Raw genomic sequence first — 13,695 nt, forward strand, 5'->3', positions numbered from 1 at the left:
AATTTGAAAAGTTAATATTTGCTTGTACTTCAGTAGTTTGATAGAATAGAACTAATATTTAAATAGGTTTTTAAGTTTTAAAAATCTTTGCTCTAAGAATCTATAAGAAATGAATGAAATAAACAAAGAAATAAGGAGGTAGGTAACAAACTGCAGCGAATGATTTAAACTAAAATTTTGATTTTTGAATGTTTGTGTGTTTTGGCCAAAAATAATAGGGCCAAATATTTCTGGAATAAAGTAATGGTACACATACAGACCATAACTCAGTTTCCCCATCCAAATTAGAATCTTATTTTTAAAGAAGAAAGCTTCTATAAAATTATTGTTCTGATGATTAACTATGAAGTGGTTGATTAGAGCAGTGGTCATAATGGTCATTGAGGTTCCTAAGGGTAAATTTGGGATAAAAATTACGCCATATAAGAATAGGTATTTCATTAAGAATAATACAAGTATAATAATACCCAAAGGAGCAAGTACTTTTTGAAATTTAATTAATGTAGGAGGGTGATATACATAGTAAAAGGCTAGTAATGACCCCAAACCCAAGGCATCAAAACAAGAAAGGGTTGAGATACCGACTTGTTCAATTTTATAATTAGAAAGATATTGGTGTCCAATTCCTATAAAGATGAAAATAATGATCACCACCGGCAGGTATTTTTTGTGGCAATAGACCAAAATCCAAGGCCAAATTAAATAGAATTGTTCTTCGACAGCGAGAGACCAAAAATGAGAGAACAAACCTCCCCAAGTTTCGTTGAATAAAAAGTAATAATTGGTAGTAAAGGTAGCGAGATAGGGAAGAAGCTTTTCAAAATCAACATACAGATTGATATGATTTTGTAGTATATAACCTAAGGTAATTGCAAAATAATATAGAGGGAATATTCTTAAAACCCTTCTTAGGTAGAAACTTTTTAAAATGGTCTTTTTTGAGGTATGATTGGTTTCGTGATCTTTTTTGGCAAATAGAAGAATGGAGGAAATAAGAAATCCACTAATTACAAAAAATATATAGACACCCATAGCTCCTAAAGAGAATCTATTAACATGTTGGGCAGGTTTCCAATGATGAAATATAACAAAGAGTACAGCTATAGCTCGTAAGCTGTCAAGTTGTTTTATGTATTGCATTTAGATTAATAGCAGGTTGTTATTCAGCTAAATATAATCATTTTAATTTATTGGCCATGGTGCAGTTTAATAAAAATCAACGACTGAATAAGCTAGAACAATAAGCAGCTAAAATCCTTAATAGACATTTTAATTTTTCAATTCTATGAAATAAAAAAATGTTTTAATCTACAATTTCAGGACACACCTCTGGGTGTACAAAAGATTCAACAGATTTGATTCGCCAATCTCCTAAACTTTTTGAGAGTTTGAATATTTTCATGCCACAATGAGAGAATCCCCCACTTTCGTAGGTGTCGAAATAGACTTTGACTTCTGCCTTTTCTTGATCCAATTGTGAATTACTTATTACGTTATTAGAAGACAAGAGGTTAATTTTGTCAATATGGTATTTGCTATAATTTTTTAAAACTTCTGATTCAAAATAAGAGGAACTGTTGGGGCCTTTGTGATTAAATTCTTCTACATAGGTAACATTATCTAATTCCCACATAGTTACAAAATAGGTGTCGATAGCTTCTTTAATTTGTAATTGATCGGTATTACTGGTTTCTTGTGATATAGCACTCATTTCAAATCCGAAAATGAGTACAATTAAAATCCCTAGTCGTTTCATAATGTTTGAATTAAGGTTAGAAATTGGTCTTCAATATGTCATTAATTATCGAAGTGGGACAAATAACCTAGGGGCCAATTTTAGGGATAGATAAAAAAACTAATGTTTGAATTTCAAAAAGGAATCCAAATCATACAATTCCATGCTACGGATTGCTCTTCAGGAAGTGAATACTATTTCCTTTAAAGATACTAAAAAAAATAAAAGCAATCAACTTTGTCAGTGGGTTAAGTCCTCTTTTGGAGAATTTTTGTTGGTAATTATTCAAATATTAGGGCCCTAAATTGTCATATAAATGAAATGTTAACCTTTATATTGTTAAGTCGAAGGTTTATCATGAATTTAACAAATTTTTCTTGTGCATATTAAAACCCCAAAATACTTTTGTGCGAAATCATGAGGCAAACTTTTGCAAAATATCTGCTTGGTATCGCTATCCTTTTAGGAGGTATAGCCCAATTGTTTGCAACTTCCAATTTTAATGTTGATTCTGTAGAGGATATCATAGGAAATGTTTCCGAAGCTTCCAATACAAATCAGTTGACCTTATCTTCAAAAGACAATCAGGGTCATTTCGATTTCGAAAAGTTTTTTACTGAAATCACGGAAAGTGAGGAGGTTGAAGGTAGTCATGATCAAAATGGCAATTCCATTTCTTTTCACCACCAGGTAAGTATTGCCTTTTTATATGCTTTTTCTTGTTTAAGAACATTAGAAGCACATTCTAACCCGCTTTTTGATCGAAAAGAATCCTTATCAAGGACTGTATACAAGAAGTATATCCAATTTCAAGTTTTTAGAATCTGAAAATCTTCAATGGTAAAATCTCATTTACCATTTTTTGAATCCGTTTCATTACCCAAAATGAGCCTGTCCTAGAAATAAGTCAGGCTACTACTTATCAACATTTATTCATTTTAAATTTCATTGTACTATGAAAAAATACCCAATTTACATGGGCCTGTTGGTCATGTTTATTACTAGTATTGGTTGCGAATCCCACAAAGAGGAGAAGCACGAAGAACGCACTTTTCAAGTAACCAATCCCATTTACAAAGATACATCTATCACCAAAGAATATGTTTGTCAGGTTCACTCCATCAGGAATATAGAACTGAGAGCTATGGAAAAGGGCTACCTTCAAGAAATTAAGGTAGATGAAGGACAAAAAGTCCAAAAGGGACAGATGATGTTCCAAATCATGCCAAACATATATCAAGCTGAACTTCAAAAAGCGAAAGCAGAAAACGATGCGGCTTCCATTGAATATCAAAACACCAAGCTTTTGGCAGATAATGAAGTGGTTTCTCCCAATGAGTTAGCACTTGCAAAAGCCAATTTTGAAAAATCGAAAGCTGAAGTGAAACTGGCAGAAACACATTTAGGTTTTACCAATATTAAAGCGCCTTTTGACGGGATCATGGATCATTTGCATGTAAGAGAAGGAAGTATGCTTGAAGAAGGAGAATTACTTACGACCCTTTCAGATAACAGTCAGATGTGGGTATATTTTAATGTTCCTGAAGCTGAATATTTAGATTATATCATGAGCGCCAAGAAAGAGGAAAAAAAGGAAGTAAGCTTGCTCATGGCCAACAATAAAAAGTTCAATCAAAATGGTATTGTAGAAACCATTGAAGGTGAGTTCAATAATGAGACCGGGAATATAGCTTTTAGGGCCACTTTCCCCAATCCTGATGGCATTTTACGACATGGAGAAACAGGAACAGTTCTTATGAAAACGGCTTTGAATCATGCCTTGTTGATTCCTCAGAAAGCCACATTTGAGGTGTTGGATAAACATTTCGTTTTTGTTGTTGATCAGGATAATGTAGTTAGGCAACGAGAAGTCAAGGTTGGCGCCGAATTATCCAATTTGTTTGAAGTCACTCAAGGTCTTGAGGAAAACGATAAAGTTTTGTTAGAAGGGATCCGACTTGTAAAGGATGGTCAGAAAATAAAATTTCAGCTGGAAAAGGCAGATGACGTTTTAGCTCATTTAGACATATACGCCGAGTAGAAATCCCAAAACTATCAGACAATGTTTAAAAAGTTTATCCAAAGACCAGTATTGGCCATTGTCATCTCTGTAATTATTGTTTTTACGGGATTCTTGGCCATAAAACAACTGCCCATTTCGCAGTTTCCGCAAATTGCACCAACCACGGTAAATATTTTTATAGCCTACCCAGGTTCTAGTGCCGATGTGTTGGTGAAATCAACCTTGATTCCGTTAGAAACGGCTATCAATGGTGTTCAAGGTATGAGATATATCGCTTCCGATGCCACCAGTGCAGGAGAAGGAACAGTGAGAATTATTTTTGATCCAGGGACCGATCCCAACGATGCGGTAGTCCGGGTGAAAACTAGGGTTGATCAGGTGATGCCTTTGCTACCTGAATTGGTTCAAAGGGAAGGGGTTATCATAACTCCTGTGCAGCCCAGTATGTTGATGTATGTCAACCTTTATAGCAAGAAGGATAATACCGATGAAAAATTCCTTTATAATTATGCTTACACCAGAATTGTACCTGAAATCCAGAGGATAAACGGTATTGCCAGTGCCCAGATTTTAGGTAGCCGTAAGTTTGCCATGAGGGTATGGCTGAAGCCAGACAGAATGCGAGCCTATAATATTTCAGCCGAAGAAGTTCTGGAAGCAATGCAGGACCAAAGTATTTTGGCACGTCCCGGTAGAATTGGTCGAAGTTCCGGTAAAAAATCCCAGGCCTTGGAGTATGTGTTGACCTATCAAGATAGGTATAGTGAACCACAACAGTATAAGGACATTATCATTAGAGCAAATGCGGAAGGGGAGATGATAACCCTTGGAGATATTGCCGATGTGGAATTGGGAAGTGAGTTTTTTGATATTTATTCTAATTTGGATGGAAAACCTTCGGCATCAATTGTGCTAAAGCAAACCTTTGGAAGTAATGGTAGTGATGTCATAGATGCTGTCAAGGAGAAGCTCAAGGAACTCAAAGAAGACTTGCCTCCAGGAATTGACTATAAGATAAGTTATGATGTGTCAAATTTCCTCGATGCTTCCATCGAACAGGTACTTCATACTTTAAGGGATGCCTTTATTTTAGTGGCCATTGTTGTATTTCTATTTTTAGGAGATTGGCGCTCGACCCTGATCCCGATAATTGCAGTTCCAGTATCCTTGGTAGGGGCATTTTTTATCATGCAAATTTTCGGACTCTCCATCAATTTGATTACCCTATTTGCCTTGGTTTTGGCCATTGGTATTGTTGTGGATGATGCCATTGTGGTCGTGGAGGCGGTCCACATAAAAATGGAAGAAGAACATCTTAGTCCTTATAAGGCCTCTCAGGCGGTTTTGGGTGAAATAGGTGGTGCTATTATCGCTATTACATTGGTCATGGTTTCCGTGTTTATTCCTATTTCTTTCTTGACAGGACCGGTAGGGGTATTCTATCGACAGTTTTCCATAACTATGGCCGGTTCAATAGTGATTTCGGCTATTGTGGCCTTGACTTTGACTCCTGTGTTGTGTGCTATGATTTTAAAGAATACTCATGGGCAGCCTAGGAAAAAGTCCTTAATGAATCGTTTCATCGATAGTTTTAACAGACTTTTTGAAAGGTTGACGGGGCGCTATGTAGGCGTTTTGAAGCATATAGTGCATAGAAGGGTAATTACTTTTGGAGTTCTAATTGCATTTTGTGTAGGAACAGGATTGGTGAATAAAATATTGCCTTCCGGATTTATCCCAAGTGAAGATCAAGGGATGATCTACGCCATTATCCAAACCCCACCAGGTGCAACTTTGGAACGTACCAATGATGTGGCACGTAAACTTCAAGCCATTTGTGAGGAAATAGAAGGCGTGGAATCTGTGTCATCTTTGGCTGGTTATGAGATTATGACAGAAGGACGTGGATCTAATGCAGGTACTTGTTTGATCAACTTAAAACCTTGGTCTGACCGGAAGCATTCGGTTCATGAGATTATGGAGGAATTGGAAGAAGAAGGTAAGAATCTTGGGGCGGTTATTGAATATTTCGAACCTCCTGCAGTTCCTGGATTTGGGTCTTCGGGAGGTTTTTCTATGAGACTGCTTGATAAAACCAATGGCACTGATTACCATGAGTTTGAAAGAATCAATAACGAATTTTTGGAAGCCTTGGGAGAACGCAAAGAGTTGAGCGGTCTGTTTACCTTTTTTGCAGCCAATTATCCGCAGTACGATTTGAAGATTAATAATAAGGCGGCTATGCAAAAAGGTGTTTCAATAGGGAAAGCCATGGAAAATTTGAACATTTTAATTGGTAGTACCTATGAGCAAGGTTTTATCAAATTTGGTCGCTTCTTTAAGGTATATACCCAAGCAGCTCCAGAATACAGAAGCCTTCCTACCGACCTTGAAAAACTCTTTGTGAAAAACGAAGAAGGACAAATGGTGCCTTATTCTTCTTTTATGACTTTGGAAAAAAAGCTGGGACCTAACGAAATAACGCGTTATAATTTATACAATTCGGCTGCAATTAGAGGGTTGCCAGCCAAAGGTTATACGAGTGATGATGCGATAAAGGCGATTCAAGAAGTAGCGAAGGAAACATTACCAAGAGGTTATGATATTGCTTGGGAAGGATTGTCCTATGATGAAGCACAACGAGGTAATGATGCCCTTTATGTCTTTATAGTGGTTCTCATTTTTGTTTATTTTGTTTTGGCTGCCCAATACGAAAGTTTTTTGTTGCCTTTTGCGGTGCTTTTATCCTTACCCATTGGGGTTTTTGGTTCCTTTTTAATGCTAAAACTTATGGGACTTTCCAATGATGTCTATGCCCAGATTGGGATGATTATGCTGGTGGGATTATTAAGTAAGAATGCGGTGTTGATTGTCGAGTTTGCGGTGCAAAAAAATAGGCAAGGAGCTAGCATCCTTGAGTCAGCAATTGCAGGAGCAAAGATGAGGTTCAGACCTATTTTAATGACCTCATTTGCTTTCATTGCCGGTTTGATTCCTTTGGTTCTAGCCTCAGGTGCAGGAGCTATTGGAAATAGAACCATTGGAGGTTCATCTTTAGGAGGCATGTTGATTGGAACCGTATTTGGGGTTTTGGTAATTCCTGGATTGTATTTCATTTTTGGAAAAATGGCTGAAGGCAGAAGCTTAATCAAGGACGAAAATCTTGAGCCTATGTCAGAGGAATTTATGAGACATGGAGAGGAGCAAAGTGGCTTAAGACAGAAATTAAATGAGATGAATAAGCAATTGAAAAAATTAATGAAGAATCGAAAAAATGAAAAGTAACTTAATCTTTAAATATAATATACCTCAATCTTGGAGTCTTTTGGGGTTAGCGATACTATTATTTTATAGTTGTGTTCCTACAAAGGAATTAAGGGAAGAGAACACCTCACTTCCCCAAAGTTATCAGGAAGAAATTTCTGGAGATACCACAAATGTAGCTACCATTAATTGGAAAAGCTTTTTTAATGACGATCAATTAATAGCACTTATTGATACAGCCTTGGTGAACAACCAAGAGTTAAATATATTAATGATGCAGGTGGATATGTCTAAAAATGAAATTAGAGCTAGGAAAGGAGAGTACTTACCTTTTGTTGGAATTCAGGCAGCCGGAGAGGTTGAGAAAGTTGGTAGATACACAAGTCAAGGAGCTAATGATGCCAATACCGACATTAGACCGGGTGAGGAATTTCCAGAACCACTTCCAAATTATCAAGTTGGTGCGTTTGCTACATGGGAATTGGATGTGTGGAAAAAGCTACGAAATTCCAAAAAGGCCGCTATGATGGATTATTTGGCCACTGTTGAAGGAAAAAACTTTATGGTTACCAATTTGATTTCCGAAATCGCTGACTCCTATTACGAGTTGGAAGCTCTGGACAATAAGCTTGGGATTATTCAGCAAAACCTAAAACTTCAAAACGACGCCTTAAAAACAGTTGAGCTTCAAAAACAGGCGGCTCGGGCTACAGAATTGGGAGTGCAAAGATTGCAGGCCGAGGTTTATAAGAACCGAAGTGAACTATTTTCAGTCAAACAAGAAATTGTAGAGACCGAAAATAGAATCAACTTTCTCATAGGAAGAACGCCACAACACATTGCTCGAAATTCTGATGTGTTTGTAGAAAAGGAATTGGATACTTTGTTCTCGGGTGTGCCTTCGCAATTACTCAATAATAGACCCGATATTAGAAAGGCGGAATATGAATTGGCTGCAGCCAAGTTGGATGTCAAAGTGGCTAAAGCTAATTTTTATCCTTCTTTCACTATTAAAGCAGGTGTGGGATTTGAGTCTTTTAACCTAAAATATTTGACTACATCCCCGGCTTCTCTATTGTATTCAGTGGTGGGTGATATGGTGGCACCTGTAATCAATAGAAATGCTATTAAAGCTGAATATTTCAATGCCAACGACAAGCAAATTCAAGCCATTTTTGAGTATGAAAGGACCATTTTAAATGCCTATATAGAAGTGGTGACTGAAATGTCTAAAATCGACAATTTAAAAAAGAGCTATGAGCTCAAAGAGAATCAAGTAGATGCTTTAAACCAATCTATAGATATTACCAATAAACTGTTTAAATCAGCAAGGGCAGATTATATGGAAGTTCTGTTAACTCAAAGAGATGCATTGGAATCTAGAATTGAACTGGTAGAAACCAAAAAAGAACAATTATTGGCTCGAGTTACCCTATATAGAAATTTAGGTGGCGGTTGGCAGTAATGGTGTGATCAGTCGTTTTAATTTTAAGGCCATTCCAAAATTTTGGAGTGGTTTTTTTTTGAAGGAAAATACCTGAAAAGTTGCAATTTTTCCTACTTGCTTATCAAATTTTACAAGCAAAAGTATGACAAACATCAGTAAATTTAACTATTAAAGTTCTACCTTTACTCGTTCATTATCAGAAGTATCTGAAAATTAATACAACAAAATTAATCATGAATAAAGGACTATATGTTGCCACTATGGAATCTCATAGTGGTAAGTCGCTGATTACATTAGGTCTAATGAATTCGCTTTTGGGAAAAGTAGCTAGAGTTGCTTATTTCAGACCGATTATAGATACCCATAAAACCGGAGTTGATAACCATCTTGATACGGTTTTGTCCAATTTTGACTTAAAATTGGATTATGAGCAGGCTTATGCTTACACCAGACCGCAATTGGTACAAATGCTTAACCAAGGAAAGTCTGGACAGGTTTTAGATTTAATCATTCACAAATACAAGCAACTTGAAAACGATTTTGACTTCGTTTTGGTCGAGGGCAGTGACTTTTTGGTTGACGGTACGGTGTTTGAGTTTGATTTTAATGTGTTAATGGCTAAAAATCTTAGAATTCCTGCTATTATAATTGGGAGTGGTCAAGATAAATCGCAAGCTGAGATGTTAAACGGTTTGGAAATGGCCTTTCAATCATTCTCTCAAAAAGAGGTGCCTGTGCTGGGAGTAATTGCCAATAAAGTTTCGCAGGACAATTTAAAACCTACAAAGAAGGAACTTCAGGCATTTTTTGGTAGTGATGTAGCAGTTTATGCCATCCCAGAAATTCCAACTTTGGCCAACCCAACAATTAAAGAGGTAATAGATGAGCTAGAAGGAACGGTGTTGTTTGGAGAAGGATATCTTAATAATCAAACAGGAAGTTATGCGGTTGGGGCAATGCAATTAAGAAATTATTTGACATTTCTCAGGGAAGATGCCTTGGTGATCACTCCGGGGGATCGTGCAGATATAATTTTGGGCGCACTTCAAGCCAATATTTCTGCTAGTTACCCGAGAGTTTCCGGAATCGTGTTGACTGGAGGGTTGATTCCTGAAGAGCCTATTTTGAAATTAATAGAGGGATTGTCTCAAATTGTTCCCATCATTTCTGTTAAAGGAGGAACATTTTCTGTGACGAATAAAATAGGTCAAATAAAATCAAGAATTTATGCCAGTAGTTCTCAAAAGATAGAGACTTGTCTTAATGCCTTTGAAAAATATGTTCCCATAGATCCCATGGTTGAAAAATTAATCAATTTCAAGCCTATAGGAATGACACCTAGAATGTTCCAATATGGATTGTTGCAAAGAGCCCAAAAAACGAAAAAACATATTGTTTTACCTGAGGGTAATGACGTACGTATTCTTCAAGCGGCGGCAAGACTATCAGGTTTAAACTTGGTTGATTTAACCTTGTTGGGAGAAAAGGATAAAATTGAAGAATTAGTCATGCTCCATGGAATTCCATTGGATTTAAATACAGTTTCTATTATCAATCCAGTTGAAAGCGATTATTTTGAAGATTATGTTTCTACGTTTTATGAATTGAGAAAGCATAAAAATGTCAATATGGATATCGCCAGGGATTGGATGAGTGATGTTTCCTATTTTGGAACCATGATGATTTACAAAGGACATGCCGACGGTATGGTATCTGGAGCAGCACATACTACACAGCATACCATTAGGCCAGCACTTCAATTTATTAAAACTAAGCCTGGTGTTTCTGTGGTATCTTCCATTTTCTTTATGTGTTTGGAAGATCGAGTTTCCATTTTTGGAGATTGTGCCATTAACCCAAATCCTACTGCTGCTGAATTAGCTGAAATTGCTATTACATCGGCAGAAAGTAGTAAAACATTTGGTATTGAACCGAAGATTGCCATGTTGTCCTATTCTTCAGGTACTTCAGGGAAAGGAGAAGATGTGGACCGAGTGCGCGAAGCGACCGAAATAGTGAAAAAACAAAGACCAGATCTAAAAATAGAAGGCCCTATTCAATATGATGCCGCAGTAGATATGGCTGTTGGAAAAAGCAAAATGCCAGATTCTGAGGTGGCTGGTCAAGCCAATGTATTGATATTTCCTGATTTAAATACAGGGAATAATACCTATAAAGCGGTACAAAGAGAAACAGGTGCGCTGGCAATAGGTCCCATGCTTCAAGGTCTAAATAAACCTGTAAACGATTTAAGTAGAGGATGTACAGTTGATGATGTATACAATACCATTATTATAACTGCTATTCAGGCTCAATTATAATTGGTTTTGCCAAGATCTAAAACTATAGTATTAATATTGTTGATGGATATCAAATGAAACAAATTTTAGTAATAAACTCCGGAAGTTCTTCAATCAAATTTCAATTATTGCAAATGCCTAACGAAGAGGTTTTAGCTTCTGGAATGGTAGATAGAATAGGACTGGAGCAATCAAATATAAAATATGAATCGGAATCGTTTTCTATCGAAAAGGAAGAAAATGTTTCTGATCATACCCAAGCCTTAAATATTCTTTCCCAACTATTATTGGATAAGGAAAATGGAGTCGTTGAAAATAAGGATGATATAGATGCTGTTGGACACAGGGTGGTTCATGGTGGAGCAAATTTCACCAAAACAACCTTTGTGAATCAAGAGGTAAAGGATAAAATAAAAGATCTATTTTCATTGGCTCCCTTGCATAATGTTCCCAATTTTAAAGGAATTGAGGTAGCAGAGGAAATTTTCCCATCCGCGAAACAATTGGCTATTTTCGATACCGCTTTTCATACCACTATTCCTGAAAAGGCACACAAATATGCCATTCCCAACGAGTTTTACGAGAAAAAAATCAGACTTTATGGGTTCCATGGAACGAGCCATAAATATGTTTCAGAGAAAGCAAATGAAGTGTTGGAACTAAAAAACTCCAAATTGGTAACCGTGCACTTAGGAAATGGCTGTAGCATATCAGCCGTGAAAGATGGAATCTGTATCGATCATTCATTAGGTTTTGGACCTATGAATGGGTTGATCATGGGGACACGCTCTGGAGATATTGACCAATCGGTAATATTCTATTTGATTGATAAGTATGGGTATTCCTCTAAAGAAATTAATGAATTACTCAACAAAAAGAGTGGCATGTTGGGTCTGACAGGGTTTAGTGATTTGAGAGATATAGAATCCGAGGCTGAAAAAGGAAATAAAAATTGTCAATTGGCATTAGAAATGAATGCGTATCGAATTAAAAAGTACATAGGTAGTTATGCAGCTGCTATGAACGGTCTCGATGCCATTGTGTTTACAGCGGGAATAGGTGAAAACAGTTCTATGTTGAGGTCTTTGGTTTGTAGGGATATGGATTATCTGGGAATTCAATTGGATTTGGATAAGAATGAAAAAAGATCTAGAGAGGTTAGGACAATTCATGGTCAAGATTCTCGAGTTTCTATTCTGGTTGTCCCAACAAATGAAGAATTGGAAATTGCTAGACAAGTTTACAGTTTAATATAACTGCAATCCTAAAAGAGGATTTTTAATTTATTGCATTTGAGATTAATATCTGCTAAATTTAATCCATGCAAGAGGATTTTCTACATTTTATCTGGAAACATAAAAAATTTCATCAGGAGCAATTGGAAACAACCCAATATGAGCCTGTTGAAATTTGGAATGTAGGAACCCATAACCATAATTCTGGTCCAGATTTTTTTAATGCTCAAATTAAAATAGGGGACCAGCTTTGGGCTGGAAATGTGGAAATTCATATGAATTCCAGTGACTGGTTTCAGCATAATCATGAAAATGACCCCGCCTATAATAATGTGATTCTGCATGTGGTTTATCAACATGACACTGAGGTCTTCCGTAGTGATAATTCAACGTTACCAACCGTGGAGTTGAAACCTTACTTAGATGAAAGAACTGTAGCAGGATATCGTGAGCTTTTTTCAAAGCAGGATAAATGGATTAATTGTGAAACCCATTTTTCCGAGGTTCATGGATTTACAATTAATAATTGGTTGGAGCGCTTGTTTGTTGAAAGGTTGGATAGAAAATCTCAAACCGTATTTAAACTTCTAGAAAAGACAAAGAACAATTGGGAGGCCGTTTTATTTGTTTTACTAGCAAAGAACTTTGGCCTTAAGGTTAATGGAGAGGCTTTTCAAAGTTTAGCAGAATCATTGGATTTTAATGTGGTAAGAAAGGTACGATCCAATCAAATGGCCACTGAAGCATTACTGTTTGGGCAAGCTGGTTTATTGGATGGCGAACAGGAGGATGGTTATTTTAAAAGCCTTAATAAGGAATATCAATTTTTGAAACAAAAGTTTCAGTTGTCTAATCAAGGAGTTTTGCCCATTCAGTTTTTTCGATTGAGACCTCAAAATTTTCCAACTTTGCGATTGTCACAGCTAGCCACGTTATATCATGAAGAGGAACATTTGTTTTCTCAATTGATGGACCTTAACAAAAAGGAGGTATTTTATAAATTGTTGCGTAAATCGACCTCTCCTTATTGGGACTCTCATTATAGTTTTGGAAAGGAATCCAAAACGTCCAAAAAGATAATGAGCAAGTCGTTTGTTGACTTGCTTTTGATCAATACTATAATCCCTCTTAAATTTGCATATTACCAATCTTTAGGAAAAGATCCTTCCGAGGATTTGTTTCAATTGGCCCATGAAATTAAACCTGAAAAAAATCATATAGTCCAAGCTTTTGATCAACTAAAAAAAGTGGGTTTTTCTTCTTTGCAAACCCAAGGGTTACTGCAGCTGAAAACAGAATATTGTGATAAAAATAAATGCCTTCAATGTGCCATAGGAAATGCATTGATAGTTAAATGATTTATTAAGGTTTGGTTCAGGATATCTTGAGCAAACCAACATTTCATAGTACAAATAAATGTTTATCTTGCGGTATGAATATATTTTACAATAGCTTACTTTATTTCCAGAAACGGGGGTATCATGTATGTCAGCGAATTGCAGATAGATTGGGGATTAGGGCTAAGGTGGTTAGGACTTCCTTTATGTACTTGACATTTGTAACCTTAGGGTTTGGTTTTGCTTTGTATTTGTTCATCGCATTTTGGATGCGTATTAAAGATTTGGTTTATACAAAGCGTTCATCTGTTTTCGATCTATGATTTCCAGAGTAGCTTTTTTTAGAATTTTTAG

10 protein-coding genes are annotated in these 13,695 nt (G+C 36.4%); 8 read left to right on the forward strand and 2 right to left on the reverse strand.

Annotated features, from left to right (window positions below; translation table 11 throughout):
- Positions 1-51 precede the first annotated feature (51 nt).
- Positions 52-1,140 (reverse strand): acyltransferase, encoded by a 1,089-nt coding sequence (locus ZA07_RS13740; RefSeq protein WP_053972343.1) that lies wholly within the window; start codon positions 1,138-1,140, stop codon positions 52-54.
- A gap of 163 nt (positions 1,141-1,303) precedes the next feature.
- On the reverse strand, positions 1,304-1,756 hold the full coding sequence (locus ZA07_RS13745) for a hypothetical protein (RefSeq protein WP_157492156.1): 453 nt from the start codon (positions 1,754-1,756) through the stop codon (positions 1,304-1,306).
- Between the two features lie 396 nt (positions 1,757-2,152).
- Between ZA07_RS13745 and ZA07_RS13750 the strand changes: the two genes are divergently transcribed.
- The 8 genes from ZA07_RS13750 (at position 2,153) to ZA07_RS15930 (ending at position 13,664) form a co-directional block, all read left to right on the forward strand.
- Entirely contained in the window at positions 2,153-2,563 is a 411-nt protein-coding gene (locus tag ZA07_RS13750) for a hypothetical protein (RefSeq protein WP_053972345.1), read from the forward strand.
- A 127-nt stretch (positions 2,564-2,690) separates the two neighbouring features.
- Positions 2,691-3,776 carry an efflux RND transporter periplasmic adaptor subunit gene (locus tag ZA07_RS13755; RefSeq protein WP_053972346.1) on the forward strand — a complete coding sequence of 362 codons (1,086 nt, stop codon included), beginning with the start codon at positions 2,691-2,693 and terminating at the stop codon, positions 3,774-3,776.
- Between the two features lie 21 nt (positions 3,777-3,797).
- Positions 3,798-7,043, forward strand: a complete 3,246-nt coding sequence (locus tag ZA07_RS13760; protein ID WP_053972347.1) for an efflux RND transporter permease subunit — start codon at positions 3,798-3,800, stop codon at positions 7,041-7,043.
- A complete protein-coding gene (locus tag ZA07_RS13765; protein ID WP_053972348.1) occupies positions 7,033-8,487 on the forward strand; it encodes a TolC family protein in 1,455 nt (484 codons plus the stop codon). The genes ZA07_RS13760 and ZA07_RS13765 overlap by 11 nt, the downstream gene beginning before the upstream one ends.
- Before the next feature lie 215 nt (positions 8,488-8,702).
- On the forward strand, positions 8,703-10,790 hold the full coding sequence (gene pta, locus ZA07_RS13770; protein ID WP_053972349.1) for a phosphate acetyltransferase: 2,088 nt from the start codon (positions 8,703-8,705) through the stop codon (positions 10,788-10,790).
- Positions 10,791-10,843: 53 nt separating this feature from the next.
- Positions 10,844-12,025, forward strand: a complete 1,182-nt coding sequence (locus ZA07_RS13775; protein WP_053972350.1) for an acetate/propionate family kinase — start codon at positions 10,844-10,846, stop codon at positions 12,023-12,025.
- Positions 12,026-12,090: 65 nt separating this feature from the next.
- Positions 12,091-13,362, forward strand: coding sequence for a DUF2851 family protein (locus ZA07_RS13780; protein ID WP_053972351.1), 1,272 nt, complete (start codon positions 12,091-12,093; stop codon positions 13,360-13,362).
- A gap of 74 nt (positions 13,363-13,436) precedes the next feature.
- The gene (locus ZA07_RS15930) at positions 13,437-13,664 is read left to right on the forward strand and encodes a PspC domain-containing protein (protein WP_082316613.1); all 228 of its coding nucleotides are present in this window, start codon (positions 13,437-13,439) and stop codon (positions 13,662-13,664) included.
- Positions 13,665-13,695 lie beyond the last annotated feature (31 nt).

The organism is Mangrovimonas sp. ST2L15 (assembly GCF_001280515.1).
Lineage (GTDB): Bacteria > Bacteroidota > Bacteroidia > Flavobacteriales > Flavobacteriaceae > Mangrovimonas > Mangrovimonas futianensis.

Bases quoted from the DNA above. Each gene is read 5' to 3' on its own strand.
- ZA07_RS13740 (WP_053972343.1), bottom strand. From the start codon at position 1,140: ATGCAATACATAAAACAACTTGACAGCTTACGAGCTATAGCTGTACTC.
- ZA07_RS13745 (WP_157492156.1), bottom strand. From the start codon at position 1,756: ATGAAACGACTAGGGATTTTAATTGTACTCATTTTCGGATTTGAAATG.
- ZA07_RS13750 (WP_053972345.1), top strand. From the start codon at position 2,153: ATGAGGCAAACTTTTGCAAAATATCTGCTTGGTATCGCTATCCTTTTA.
- ZA07_RS13755 (WP_053972346.1), top strand. From the start codon at position 2,691: ATGAAAAAATACCCAATTTACATGGGCCTGTTGGTCATGTTTATTACT.
- ZA07_RS13760 (WP_053972347.1), top strand. From the start codon at position 3,798: ATGTTTAAAAAGTTTATCCAAAGACCAGTATTGGCCATTGTCATCTCT.
- ZA07_RS13765 (WP_053972348.1), top strand. From the start codon at position 7,033: ATGAAAAGTAACTTAATCTTTAAATATAATATACCTCAATCTTGGAGT.
- pta (WP_053972349.1), top strand. From the start codon at position 8,703: ATGAATAAAGGACTATATGTTGCCACTATGGAATCTCATAGTGGTAAG.
- ZA07_RS13775 (WP_053972350.1), top strand. From the start codon at position 10,844: ATGAAACAAATTTTAGTAATAAACTCCGGAAGTTCTTCAATCAAATTT.
- ZA07_RS13780 (WP_053972351.1), top strand. From the start codon at position 12,091: ATGCAAGAGGATTTTCTACATTTTATCTGGAAACATAAAAAATTTCAT.
- ZA07_RS15930 (WP_082316613.1), top strand. From the start codon at position 13,437: ATGAATATATTTTACAATAGCTTACTTTATTTCCAGAAACGGGGGTAT.